The sequence below is a fragment of the Achromobacter sp. E1 genome (assembly GCF_037039475.1).
Classification (GTDB): Bacteria; Pseudomonadota; Gammaproteobacteria; order Burkholderiales; family Burkholderiaceae_B; genus Achromobacter; species Achromobacter mucicolens.
Window position 1 is genome coordinate 2,944,465 of sequence record NZ_CP146253.1, and the last position, 12,610, is coordinate 2,957,074.

The window sequence follows — 12,610 nt, forward strand, 5'->3', positions numbered from 1 at the left end:
TCATTGCACGCGGCTTGCTTGGCCTGGGGGAGCGGCGTCCGCCTTGCGCCGACGCATGCCCAATTTCAGCTCGATCAGGGGATACGCGATCAGCGCCAGGCACAGCGGCGCCAACGCATAGACGGCCCGGTAGGCCAAGGCCGCGCCCAGCACTTCGGTGGGCGGAATCTGGGATCCCAGCGCGGCCACGAAGATGGCCTCGGTGGTGCCCAACCCGCCGGGCACGCGGGTGATGACCGACGCGAAGCTCGTGCAAAGCAGGATGCCCAGCACCGCCGGGTAGCTTGCCTTGCCCTGCAGCAGCACGTAGCAGATGGCGCCCATCAGGGACCAGGACAGCGCCGCCAGGGCGCATTGCGCCACGGCCATGCGGGCGCGCGGCAGCGTGATGTGGTGGCCCATCCACGTGACGCTGCGGCGCCGGGCCCGTGCGCACGTCACGACGTACGCAATGCCCAACGCCAGCAGCGCAAGTCCCAGGATGCGCAGCATGCCGGAGCCGATTTCCCAGCCCGCCGGCACCGGCACCACGCCCAATGCGAACACGATGCCCGCCAGCCACGCATAGCCGATCCAGTTCGATGCCGCCGCAAACAAGGCGACGCGGGTCGCGACAGACTTGCGGCAGCCCAGCCGCGTGTAAAGCCGCAGCCGTGCTCCCAGGCCGCCCACCAGCACGCCCAGGTTCAGGTTCAGCGCGTAGCTGAGCATCGCCACGCCCAGCGCCTTGGGCGCGGGCAGGTGGTGGCGCGTGTATTTCTTGCCCAGGAGGTCCAGGCTGCCGTACGCAAGGTAGCCCGCAACCACCAGTCCGGCCGCGATGGCGATGGTCTGGCCCGGAATCTTGCGCATGGCGACCCACACCTGCGGCCAGTCCACGGAGCGGCCGAAGTAGTACAGCAGCCCGGCGACCACGATCAGCACCAGCACGGGCAGGACGCGCTTGATACGGGGCCAGCGGCGCCTCAACGCCCGCATGGGTGACGAATGCAGGATCTTCATGCGGTCTCCCTTCCGGTATCCGCCGTCATGGATTGCAGGCGCGGCTTGTGGGCCGGCAAGCTGCCCGCCCACGCGGGAAACCGCCGCAGAAAGTGGAACACCACCACGCCCAGCCACAGGCGGCGCAACCGGCGCCGCGAGTTCTTGGCCATCTCGACCGGCCGGCAGTCTTCGGCAATCAGCCGGTCCAGGCTCTTGCGCAGGGCTGCGTTCAGCGACGCGTCCCGCACCACGACGTTGGCCTCCAGGTTCAGCGCCAGACTCAGCGGATCCAGGTTGCTCGAACCAATCGTCGACCAGTCATCGTCCACGCACGCGACCTTGCCGTGCAGCGGTTGCTTGCAGTACTCATGGATCTCCACGCCCGAATCGATCAGGTAGTCGTACAGCATCGACGCGGCCAGGCGGGCGACCAGGACATCCGGCTCGCCCTGCAGCAGCAGCCGCACGCGCACGCCGCGGCGGGCGGCCTTCACCAGGTCGCGCAGCAGGTGGTATCCCGGAAAGAAGTAGGCATTGGCGATCAGCACGTCCGAGCGCGCCGAGCGCACGCCCGCCCGGTAGTAGCGTTCGATGTCGCTGCGATGGCTGATGTTGTCGCGCACCACCAGCCGCCCGCCGCCGTCGCCGGCGGGCAGGGGATCCATCCGGGCGGGGCGGCGCCGCAGCCGCCGCTTGCCGTTGCCCAGCTGCGCGCGCGCGTAGTCGGCAATGTCGGCCGCCAGCGGCCCTTCAACCAGAACGGCGTAGTCCTGCTTCGCTTCCGGCCCATAGTCGGGCAAATGGTCCGCGGAAAAATTGATGCCGCCGATGAACGCGCGCTCGCGGTCGATGCCCACGATCTTGCGGTGCATGCGCCGGAACACGTTCGTACGCACGCCCAGAAAGCGCGGGCGCGGATCGAATACGTGAAAGCGCACGCCGGCCTCGGTCATCGCGCCGATGAATTCTTCGCTCAGCTCGTCGGAGCCGTAGCCGTCGACCAGCAGGTCCACGCTGACGCCGCGCTTGGCGGCGCGGATCAGAACCTGCTGGATATCCCGGCCGACGGTGTCGTCGAACAGGATGAAGGTTTCCACCAGCACTTCGCTCTTGGCCGCGTCGATGGCCTCGACGACGGCGGGAAAGTATTCCGTGCCGTTTTCCAGCAGGGTATATCGGTTGTTTTCGCGCCAGCCCAGGTTCATAGCGCAATCTCCGCGCAAATCGGCACATGATCGGAAAGGCGCGACCAGACGCGCGATGCCAGCGGCACCGGCTTCCAGTCGCGCACACTGCGTACATAAATGCGGTCCAGCCGCAGCAGCGGCCAGCGCGCCGGGAAGGTGCGCGCGGGCCGGCCCAGACGCGACGTGAAAACCTCCTGCGTGCCGCAATCGCGCATCAGCGTATCCGCGCGCAGCCGCCAGTCGTTGAAGTCGCCTGCAATCAGCAGCGGCTCGTCCGCGGGCACGCCGTGGGACACCAGCTCGCACAGCCGGCGCAATTGCTCGCCCCGGTGGCGCTCGAGCAGCCCCAGATGCACGCAGATGGCGTGCACGGGCGACGCAAGGGAAGGGGGCCGCAAGACGCAGTGCAACAGGCCCCGTCCTTCATGGCCATCGACGCTCACGTCATGGTTCTCGTGGCTTTCGATCGGGTAGCGCGACAGGATCGCGTTGCCATGATGTCCCTCGGGGTAGACCGCGTTGCGGCCATAGGCGAAGTCCGTCCACAACGTGTCGGCAAGAAATTCATACTGCGACTGCGCCGGCCAGGAATCGTGGCGCCCGGCGTGCGTCTGGTGTTCGCCCAGGACTTCCTGCAGAAAGACCACGTCCGGGGAGGCGGTGCGCAGCGCCTCACGCAGGTCGTGCAGCATGAAGCGGCGGTTGAAACTGGTAAAGCCCTTATGGGTGTTGACCGTCAACACCGTCAGCGTCGTGGCGTCGAGGGAATGCGAAGCGGGCATGAAAACTCCGGCAGATGCGATCTGGCGGAGTGAGCAAGCGGCGTGCCCGGGAAGTAACCAAACGTGTTGATCCGCAGCCGAGGCCGTGAAGGCATCGGCCGCGACGGCGCGCTAGTGGCCCGACTGCGCCCCTGGTTGGGCATAACGCCCGACCAGCGTGGCGCTGGCCTCGTTCAGTCCCACGACCTCGACCTGAATGCCCGCGCGGCGCAGCTTGAGCGTCACCTTGTCCAGTTCGCCAACGGCCGAAATGTCCCAGAAGTGCGCGGCCGTCAGATCGATCACCACGCGCTCCACGGCTTCATGAAAGTCGACCGCCGCCGAAAACCGCGACGCCGAGGCGAAAAAGATCTGCCCCGAATAGCGGTAGGTACGCGTGCGCCCATCCTCGGACAACAACGTGGCCACGTGCAGCAGCCCTTTGACCTTGCCGGCAAAGAACAGACCGCTCAGCACCACGCCCACCAGCACGCCGCGTGCCAGGTCGTGCGTCCAGACCACCACGGCGACCGTCGCCAGCATGACGACCGACGACTGCCAGGGATGCGAGCCGAGGTTGCGCAAGGAGCGCCAGTTGAAGGTGCCAATCGACACCATGATCATCACGGCCACCAGGGCCGGCATTGGGATCTGCGCCACCAGGGGGCCCAGCGCCACGATCAGGAACAGGAGGAAGACGCCCGCCACGCAGGTGGACAGACGCGTGCGGCCGCCGGCGCGCACGTTGATGACGGACTGGCCGATCATGGCGCAGCCGCCCATGCCGCCCAGAAAGCCCGTGACCAGGTTGGCAATGCCCTGGCCCTTGCATTCGCGGCGCTTGTCGCTGGCGGTGTCGGTCATGTCGTCCACGATCTGCGCCGTCATCATAGATTCCAGCAGTCCCACCGCGGCCATCGTCAGCGAGTACGGCAGGATGATGCGCAGGGTCTCCAGCGTGAAGGGCACATCGGGAACCATGAACGACGGCAGGGCAGAGGGCAGCGCGCCCATGTCGCCCACCGTGTTGACGTCCAGCCCCGCCTGGATGGAGACGGCCGTCATGACGATGATGGCGATCAGCGGCGATGGGATGACCGTGGTGAGCCGGGGCAGCAGATAGATGATGGCAAGCGCGGCGGCCACCATGGCATACGTGACCCATGTCACCCCGATCAATTGCGGCAGCTGCGCCATGAAGATCAGGATGGCCAGCGCATTGACGAAGCCAGTCACGACCGAACGCGACACATACTGCATCAGCAGGTCCAGCCGCAGGAATCCGGCCGCGATCTGCAGCAGGCCCATCAACACGGTCGCGGCGAACAGGTAGCTGACGCCGTGCTCGCGCACCAGCGGCGCGACCAGGACCGCGACCGCGGCGGTCGCGGCGGAGATCATGCCCGGCCGCCCGCCCATGAACGCAATGATGAACGCGATGGAAAACGAGGCATACAGGCCAACGCTGGGGTCGACCCCGGCGATGATGGAAAAGCCGATGGCTTCGGGAATCAGGGCAAGGGCGACGAGCACCCCCGACAGAACGTCCGCGCGCGGATTGGCCATCCAGTCGCGGCGAAGCTTGGAAAGAACTGACATTGATTGGCTAAGCAGATTTGAGCAAGCGCCGGGCGTGGGTCGCGCCGCAGCGTGTGCGGCAGGTCAAGGGCGAACGCCCGTTGGGCTTGCAGGTTGTCCGAGGGATAGGCGCCCGGCCGAGCCACCCGGCAAGCCGGGTCCATCTGGGATCGCGACAGCGTCGCGGCCGCGCACCCGTTGCGGGTGCGGCGGACGCGATTGTACTGCCTAACCGGCGCCTACCGCGGCGCTGGCGCCGGGCCGGCGTAGTATTGCGCCAGCGCCTGGATCTCCGCGTCGGTCAGGCGCCGCGAAAACGCCCGCATCACGCCGACATCGTCGTTCTGGCGCGATCCATTGCGAAACGCGTTCATCTGGTCGGTGAAATATTCCCGAGACTGCCCGGCCAGCCGCGGCAGCAACGGGCCTTCGCCCATGCCGCGCAGACCATGGCAATTGGCGCAGGCGGGCAGGGCGCGCGCGCCGTCGCCTTCAACATCCAGCTTGCGCGCCGCCTCGCCGCCGAACTCGCCCACGTGCAGCGGCGGGCCGGCCAACGTGCCGTAATAGGCCGCCACCTGTCCGATTTCTTCCTCTGTCAGCGCGCGCGCGATGGTGTTCATCAGGGGTTGCACCCGCGTGCCGGACCGGAAGTCGGCCAACTGCTTGGCGAGATACTCGCTGCGCAGCCCCGCCAGGTTGGGGAAAATGCCGCCCGTGGGCGTGATGCCGGCCGGGCCATGGCAGGCCACGCAGGCCTGCACCCCCGCGCCGGGCTTGCCGTTCGCGGCCAGCTGTTTGCCGACTTCGGGATCGGCCTCACGCAGCCACTTTTCCCAATCCGGGCGCGACGCGGTGAAATCGTTGGCGCTGCGTCCCGGCACGGGTTTCAGGGGGGCAGGCGGCTGGGCGCCCGATGGGGCGGCAGGCGCCGCTGCGCCCGATACGGCGGCAGGCGCCGCCGCGCCCGATCCAGCGGCGGGACCCGTCGCGGCCGGCGTGGCACCCGAAGCCGCCGGGGCCGCCCCTTGCCCCGCCGGCGCGGCCGCCTGCGGCGCCGGACTCGCGGCGGGCGGTGGCGGTTGCGGCACGGCCGAGGCCCGGATCGCCTCGTCGCCGCCCGCGCCCATCATCTGGTGCACGGTCGCGACCAGCGTGATGGCCGGCACCGCGACCATCAACCCGACAGTGAAGATGATGCCTTTGCGATGTTCGATCATGATGACACCAGCGGGCCCGGCGAACGCAGATAGTCCGCCTTGATTTTCTCTACGATCCAGTAGGCGGTGGCGCCCACGGTGCCTGTCGGGTTGTAGCCCGAGTTCTGCGGAAAGAGCGCGGCGCCCGTGACGAACACGTTGGGGACGTCCCACGACTGACCGTAGCGGTTAACGACGCTGGTGTTGGGATCGTCGCCCATCGCCGCGCCGCCCGTCAGGTGGGTCGACTGATACGCGGTCGCCGAAAACGGCCGCTTGCGCGGGCCCGGTTCGGTGCGGACGATGCCCTTCATGGCGCGTGCGATCTCGTCGCCTTTTTCCGTCAGAAAGGCCGACATGCGGATGTCGTTGTCCGGAAAATCGTAAGTCACCCGCAACAGCGGCAGGCCCCACGCATCCTTGTAGGTGGGATCCAGGCTCAGGTAGCCGCCGCGCCAGGGCTGCGCCGAGCCGGTGATGGTGATGTTGGCCGCATGGTTGTAGTAGCGCGCGACCGCCTTCTTCCATTCAGAGCCCCACGACGGCGTGCCCTTGGGCGTGGGATGAAAGCCGATCGGCGCGCCGCTGACGACCTGAATCTGCAGATAGCCGCCGCCGACGAAGCCCACGGGCCCATGGTCGAAGTTGTCGGCGCTGAAGTCGTCCATCGTCACCGCCACCGCGCCGGCGCCCATGAACGGGTTGATGTTGACCGACTCGTCGAAAAACAGGTTCACGCCCGAGGTGGTCTGGTGTGTGTAGTTGCGGCCCACGACGCCGGTGTTGGTTGCCGGATCGAAGGGCTTGCCGATTCCCGAGAGCAACAGCAGCCGCACGTTGTTGATGCCGAACGCGGACAGCACGACGATTTCGGCCGGCTGGAAGACTTCTTCGCCGCCCGCATCCACGTACGTCACGCCCCGGGCGCGCTTCTTGTCCGGCGTCAGCTCCACGCGCAGCACGTGCGCGCCGGTGCGGATCTCGAAATTCTCCATCTTCATGGCCACCGGCAGGATGCACACCTGCGGCGAGGCCTTGGCGAAGTGCTCGCAACCAAAGTTGGAACAGAATCCGCAGTACACGCACGCGCTCATGTGCAGGCCTTCGGTGTTCACATAGGGCCGCGTACAAAGCGCGGACGGCTGCACGTAAGGGTGATAGCCCAGCTTGCGTGCGGCTTCGCCAAAGAGCGCCGGCGCGTAGGGCACCTTCATGGGCGGGTTGGGGTAGGGGCGCGAGCGCCACGGCTCGAACGGGTTGCCGCCTTCCTGTTTCTCGCCCTTGATGTTGCCCGCCTGGCCGGAAGCGCCGATCAGGTAATCGAAGCGATCAAAGTACGGCTCCAGCTCGTCATAGGTGATGCCCCAGTCCTGACAGGTCAGTTCCTTGTCGAAGATGTCCTTGCCATAGCGCTCGTTGTAATGGCTGCGCATGACGAAGTCGGTGGGATCGAAGCGGTAGTAGGCGCCCGACCAATGATTGCCCGCGCCGCCCAGATGCGTGCCGGGGTAGGCAAATTGCCACCGGCGCATCGGCAGCGCCTTCTGGTCCGCGTTGTTGCGGAACGTGTAGGTTTCGGTCGCGGCGTCCTGGTGCAGTTCGTGGCGGCGCGTGTACTTGAGTTCGTCGTGGACGTTGGGCCCCTGAAAGTCAGGCGACGGCCACCGTGCCTCGCCGCGTTCCAGCACCACGACCCGTTGCTTGGCGGCGGCAAGCTCCTTGCCGATGATGGAACCGGTCCATCCGCCTCCAATGATTGCCACGTCGACCGCCGGTAGCGTTTTAGCCATGCTTGCCTCCGGGCGTCATCTTGTGGCTCGTGGCGTTGGCAATGGACACCGGCTGGCCGGCCCAGATCACGCCGTGGCGCTCGATGTCGTTGGAAAACGAGGCAAACGCGCCCGGAAACCCCACGAGCTTCCACCCCACCATGTCCGCATTGCCGCCATAGAGCGGGTCCGAAAAGAACCCTTCGATCGTGCCTTCCAGTAGCGCCTGGAAGAACACACCAGAGGGCAGCGGCGAGAAGTCGGGCTTGCCTTCCTGCATGTCGCGCAGCCAGGCGTCCTGGCGCGACGCATCCAATTCCGCGAACGGCTTGCCGTCCGCTTTGCGCGCCGCCGCGTCCAGCGCGGCCAGACCGCGCCGGAACATTTCGGCCGGTGTGAACGAAAGCTGGTAGCCCTGTTCCGGCGTGCCCGGTTCGAAAGGACCCTGGCGGTAGAGCTGTCTGCCCGCGCCCCAGGCGCCGGCAAGCTGGCCGTCAAGGAACAGCGTCACCCCCGCTTCCTTGGCGCCCGGACCCAGATCGTCGGCCGGAATCAGCCGCGCGGCGATGGCGTCCATCGTCAAGGCTTCCTGCGCATTGAAAAATTTGAGCGTCCGGTTGGGCGCGGCGCCGGTCGCGGCAGCGTCCGGCTGGGGGGCAGAAGGGGGATGGTCCGGTGCGCTGATTGCGCGGGGCGCCCAGGCGGCGCCGGGGACGCCGACGGCAAGGGCCTTGAGCAGCCCCCGCCGGCCGGGTACTGGTTGATCACGCATGTATCGCTCCCTCGGTGGGGCAGGCACGCCACTTGCCCCTGGATGAACAGAGATCCCGCGTCAGCTTATTGGCCTGGGGCTCAGTGTGTCACCGCTGTCGACCAAGGAGCAACCATGAAACACCCGATTCTGTATCTGTGCGCTACCGTCATGAGCGGCTTGCTTGCCACCGGCGCGTCGGCGCAGCGCGTTGAAAAAACGTTGGTTGCGCAGGCGCAGATGACGACGCCCGGCATGAGCGCCACCGGCCAGTCCAAGCGGGACCAGCCGTCCGGCGCGCAACAGCCGCCCGCGCAAACGCAGGGCGCGCAAGACAAGGGCGCAAACCATAAGGACGCAAAACAGAAACAGCGCGACCCCAGCCGGGACGAGCCCGCGCGGGCCGGAACGAGTCCGCGGCAAGACGACGCCGGCGCGGACACGCGAGGCGCCAAGGGCACGCCGGGCAGCAACACCGGCTCGACAGGGCACGGCGGCATGCCGGGCTCCGGCGCGTCGTCGGGCTCTGGCGGCACGGCTGACCTGCGCGGCCAATGAGCGTAGTAGTGGCCCCCATTCGCGCAATGCCGTGTTTCAGGTAAGATTCAGGATCCTGTAAGAAAGAGAGCCCGGCGGATATTCCGATGCGTCGCTGCCCCGGCAGCCTGGAGCCATCCGCCTTCTATGAACGAAGACCCTCCTCCTAGCAGGGCGCCGCACTTCTGCCGGCGCCCGACATCTTCTCCTCACACTGCCGCGGCAAGGCTTGTCTGCCCGCGCGCCGCCTCCCTGATCGCCACCGCGGCAACGCCGCGTTTGGGCGGCCGCGCGCCGCCTCGCCGGGTCACGTCCATTCGCGCACCTCTGCAACGATGGCTGCGCGCACCTGATGCACTCCCTTCCCGCCGGCGCGCCCCGAACGCGCGCTCGCTTACGCTTTCCGTGGAAACCTGATGATTTTCGACTGGATGTCCGACCCCACCGCCTGGCTTGGCCTGGCGACGCTGGTCATTCTTGAAATTGTGCTGGGCATCGACAACCTGGTGTTCATTGCCATCCTGGCGGACAAGTTGCCGCCCGAACAGCGCAACCGCGCACGCCTCATTGGCCTGACGCTCGCGCTGGTGATGCGTTTGGGCCTGCTGGCCAGTATTGCCTGGGTGGTCACGCTGACCGCGCCGCTTTTCACCGTGCTGGGCGCCGAAATCTCCGGACGCGACCTGATATTGATCCTGGGCGGCCTGTTCCTGCTGTTCAAAGGCACGATGGAACTGCACGAACGCGTGGAAGGCAGCGCCAGCCACGACCAGGGGCAAAAGCCGCAGCACGCCGTCTTCTGGCAGGTCATTCTGCAGATCGTGGTGCTGGACGCCGTGTTCTCGCTGGACTCCGTCATCACCGCCGTGGGCATGGTGCAGGAACTGAGCATCATGATGATCGCCGTGGTGCTCGCAATGGCCGTCATGATGATCGCCAGCCGCCCGCTGATGGCATTCGTTGGGCGTCACCCGACGGTCGTCATCCTGTGTCTGGGCCTGTTGCTGATGATCGGTTTCAGTCTGGTCGCCGAAGGCCTGGGCTTCCACGTTCCCAAGGGTTACCTGTATGCGGCCATCGGCTTCTCGATCCTGATCGAGCTGTGCAACCAGCTGGCCCGCCGCAACCGCGCCCGAGGCACGCATGCGCTTGGCCGCCGGCAGCGCACGGCGCAGGCCGTGCTGCGCCTCTTGCGCGGCGGCCGTGCCGGCCAGCCGGTGTCTCAAGCCGATGAAGTGGTCGCGCTGGTGGACGGCGCCGGGGACGAGCCGGCCTTCGCGCCCGAGGAAAGCTCGATGATCGAGCGCGTGCTGTCCATCGGCACGCGCGACATCCGCTCCATCATGGTCCCGCGCGGCGACATGACGTGGCTGGATGTGTCCGACACGCCCGACGTGATCATTCGCAAGTTCGCCACCGGTCACTCGCGCTTGCCGCTGTGCGCGGGGGATCCGGCCAATGTACTGGGCGTGCTTCACTTCAAGGAGGTCCTGCCGCTGCTGCAGAACCCCGGCCCGATCGACCTGGTGGAACTGGCGCGCGAACCGCGCTACGTGATGGAAACCACGCCGGTGCTGAAGGTGCTGGATGAACTGCGCGCCTCGCGCGATCACATGCTGATCGTCGTCGATGAACACGGCGTGTGCGAAGGCCTGGTCACGCCGCTGGACGTGCTGGAAGCGGTGGCGGGCGACTTGCCTGAACACCAGGAAGACCACCCGGACGCCCTGCAGCTTTCCGATGGCTCGTGGCTGCTGGGCGGCCGCTTGTCCGTCGACGAAGCCGCACGTCTCCTGGAAGCGCCGGCGCTTGCCGACGACTATCCCGATGCAACGCTGGCCGGATGCCTGCTGCGCGCGGGCGGCCGGATCCCCGAAACGGGCGACACCGTAATGCTGCGTGACTGGGGGTTCGAAGTGACGCGGCGGGACGGCCTGCGTATCGACCAGGTGCATGCGCGTCCGCACCAGCCCGAAGTCAGCGCGGCCGACTGACGCACAGGGCGGCTCGCCACCGCCTCAACTGCAGATGCGGCGCCATGGCGACCGGTTCACCGGGCAATAGCCCGGACACCGCGTCGCCACGGCCTTGCCGCTCACGCATTGCGCGTTCGGCTCTGTGAAGCCGTATTCCATGCTGCCGTAGCATCCGCACAGTTCCAGGATGGTGCCCGGCGGATGTTTTGGCGGGTCGGCGGGCGCCTTGGCCGGCTTGGCGGTCTTTGAGGTGTTGGTGGCGGCTGTCGCGGCTGTCGCGGCCGGGGAAGCCTCGGATGCGGCTTCGGCTGCCCCAGCGGCCGCTGGCGCAGCGGCCGCGGGCGGCGCGCGGTTCGATTTCGTTTCGCCCGCGCCCAGGCGTTCCTTCACCGCTGCCGCGCTCATCCCGCAGCGTTTGGCAATCGTCGCCACGCTGCGTCCCGCGTCCGACATCCCGCGCAAGGTCTTGTCGCTGCATGCCGCCTGCGCGCCGGCTGGCGCGAGGACACTCAGCCACAGCAGCACGCATGCGATTGCTCCAGGCCTGCATAGCGTCATGTTGCGCCTCCCGCACCTTGGTGCGCCGGGGCAGGACCACGCCCAAGTTGGACCACAAGTGCGGGCTAGCGTAGAGCGGCTAAATCAAGCGTGTCAATGCGGCCCGATCGGATCGCCCGAAGGGATTGCGCCACCGGCCGCCGGCGGGCCGGACAGGCGCCATCCGGCTGGTATCCGGCTGGAGCCGCATGCGGAGGCTGAGAAAGAAATGGCATCGACTGCGCGTTCGGCCTGCTTGCGAGCAGCAGCAAGATAAGCCGGCCCACGGGCCGTTCCCTCCACCGATACAAACGTCACCTGTTTCAACCCGATGGTCGCCAGCACGTGCCGCAGGTATGGCGTCAGGAAGTCCGGCTGACGGGCCTCTTCGCCGCTGAAGGTCCCGCCCGACGAGATCGCGACAAACACGGGGCGGTCCGCCAGCAATCCGACCTTGCCCTGCGGCGTGATGTGAAACGTATTGCGCACCCGGACGACAAGGTCCAGCCATGCCTTCAACGCGGAGGGGACGGTGAAGTTGTGCATGGGCGTGGCCAGCACGACGTGGCTGGCGTTTTCCAGCATCCGGATCAGCGCGCCCGACGCGTGCAGCGAACCGCGCCCGAGCACGTCGGCGGCAGGATCCGCCGGCGCGGCCAGCGCCGCGGCATAGTCGCTGTCCGCATGGGTGAGGGTGGTGGCGTCGAACTCCACGACCTCCAGGCCGCCGGCCGGCGCCGAACGCACGAGGCGGTCGACGATGCGCTGGGACAGGCGATAGCTCTCGGAATCGAGCCCCCGCGGGCTGCAGCGGATACGAAGAATGCTCATTGGGTGTTTCCTTTCAAGGATTTGCTGAACCGGATGGCGCTGGTCAACAGGCCCTGCCGGAAGTAGAAGCGTTGCGCCAGCGCGTTGCCCAGCCCGGTGTCCAGCACCAGCTTGTCGCAGTCCGCGCCGCGCGCCAGGTGATCCAGCTCGGCGATCAGCCGGGCGCCCCAGCGGCTGCCGCGCGCCGACGGCGCCACCACCAGGTCGTCCACGTACAGGAACCGCCCGTAGATCAGGTTTTCCTGATACCGGTATCCCGCCAGCGCCAGCGCCTCGCCGTCGCGCATGACGGCGAGCAGGCGATAGTTCTGCTGGTGCATGCGGGCCAGTCGTTCGACAAACGCGTCGTCGTGGGCAAGATGGGGTCGCAGCTCGCGCATCAGCGGCAGGCAGGCCTGCCATTCTTCCGGGGTCTCCAGATGGCGCAAGGACGGTTCCGTGGATGTGTGCATGGGATCAGTAGTTCGAAGTTCAGGGCGCGAAGCGTACGCCCACCGTGA

Annotated in this window: 12 protein-coding genes and 1 other annotated feature; of the genes, 2 read left to right on the top strand and 10 right to left on the bottom strand. The window is 67.2% G+C overall.

Going from position 1 to position 12,610, the window contains the following annotated elements; translation table 11 throughout:
- The 7 genes from V6V88_RS13555 to V6V88_RS13585 all read right to left on the bottom strand — a co-directional run bounded on the left by V6V88_RS13555 (position 1) and on the right by V6V88_RS13585 (position 8,250).
- Entirely contained in the window at positions 1-1,002 is a 1,002-nt protein-coding gene (locus tag V6V88_RS13555) for a lysylphosphatidylglycerol synthase domain-containing protein (protein ID WP_142055299.1), read from the bottom strand.
- On the bottom strand, positions 999-2,189 hold the full coding sequence (clsB, locus tag V6V88_RS13560; RefSeq protein ID WP_142055297.1) for a cardiolipin synthase ClsB: 1,191 nt from the start codon (positions 2,187-2,189) through the stop codon (positions 999-1,001). Before clsB ends, V6V88_RS13555 begins: the two co-directional genes overlap by 4 nt.
- Positions 2,186-2,953, bottom strand: a complete 768-nt coding sequence (locus V6V88_RS13565; protein WP_056317766.1) for an endonuclease/exonuclease/phosphatase family protein — start codon at positions 2,951-2,953, stop codon at positions 2,186-2,188. The genes clsB and V6V88_RS13565 overlap by 4 nt, the downstream gene beginning before the upstream one ends.
- Before the next feature lie 111 nt (positions 2,954-3,064).
- The gene (locus V6V88_RS13570; protein ID WP_338619508.1) at positions 3,065-4,531 is read right to left on the bottom strand and encodes a SulP family inorganic anion transporter; all 1,467 of its coding nucleotides are present in this window, start codon (positions 4,529-4,531) and stop codon (positions 3,065-3,067) included.
- Between the two features lie 91 nt (positions 4,532-4,622).
- Positions 4,623-4,675: a sequence feature (sul1 is cis-regulatory element that is thought to sense ions involved in sulfur or methionine metabolism; They are found in Alphaproteobacteria), on the bottom strand.
- Between the two features lie 74 nt (positions 4,676-4,749).
- Positions 4,750-5,730: a c-type cytochrome gene (locus V6V88_RS13575; protein WP_338619511.1), complete on the bottom strand. Its 981-nt coding sequence runs from the start codon at positions 5,728-5,730 to the stop codon at positions 4,750-4,752.
- On the bottom strand, positions 5,727-7,499 hold the full coding sequence (locus tag V6V88_RS13580) for a GMC family oxidoreductase (protein WP_338619513.1): 1,773 nt from the start codon (positions 7,497-7,499) through the stop codon (positions 5,727-5,729). The genes V6V88_RS13575 and V6V88_RS13580 overlap by 4 nt, the downstream gene beginning before the upstream one ends.
- The gene (locus V6V88_RS13585; protein ID WP_338619514.1) at positions 7,492-8,250 is read right to left on the bottom strand and encodes a gluconate 2-dehydrogenase subunit 3 family protein; all 759 of its coding nucleotides are present in this window, start codon (positions 8,248-8,250) and stop codon (positions 7,492-7,494) included. Before V6V88_RS13585 ends, V6V88_RS13580 begins: the two co-directional genes overlap by 8 nt.
- A gap of 114 nt (positions 8,251-8,364) precedes the next feature.
- Between V6V88_RS13585 and V6V88_RS13590 the strand changes: the two genes are divergently transcribed.
- Positions 8,365-8,787 carry a hypothetical protein gene (locus V6V88_RS13590; protein ID WP_156403376.1) on the top strand — a complete coding sequence of 141 codons (423 nt, stop codon included), beginning with the start codon at positions 8,365-8,367 and terminating at the stop codon, positions 8,785-8,787.
- 395 nt (positions 8,788-9,182) lie between these two features.
- A complete protein-coding gene (locus V6V88_RS13595) occupies positions 9,183-10,760 on the top strand; it encodes a TerC family protein (RefSeq protein WP_056317786.1) in 1,578 nt (525 codons plus the stop codon).
- A gap of 24 nt (positions 10,761-10,784) precedes the next feature.
- Here the strand turns inward: V6V88_RS13595 and V6V88_RS13600 are convergent, their stop codons facing one another.
- The 3 genes from V6V88_RS13600 to V6V88_RS13610 form a co-directional block, all read right to left on the bottom strand.
- Complete coding sequence (locus tag V6V88_RS13600) at positions 10,785-11,267, bottom strand: hypothetical protein (RefSeq protein WP_338619518.1); 483 nt, start codon at positions 11,265-11,267, stop codon at positions 10,785-10,787.
- Between the two features lie 126 nt (positions 11,268-11,393).
- Entirely contained in the window at positions 11,394-12,110 is a 717-nt protein-coding gene (locus tag V6V88_RS13605; RefSeq protein WP_338619519.1) for an NAD(P)H-dependent oxidoreductase, read from the bottom strand.
- The gene (locus tag V6V88_RS13610; RefSeq protein ID WP_056317796.1) at positions 12,107-12,562 is read right to left on the bottom strand and encodes a GNAT family N-acetyltransferase; all 456 of its coding nucleotides are present in this window, start codon (positions 12,560-12,562) and stop codon (positions 12,107-12,109) included. The genes V6V88_RS13605 and V6V88_RS13610 overlap by 4 nt, the downstream gene beginning before the upstream one ends.
- Positions 12,563-12,610 lie beyond the last annotated feature (48 nt).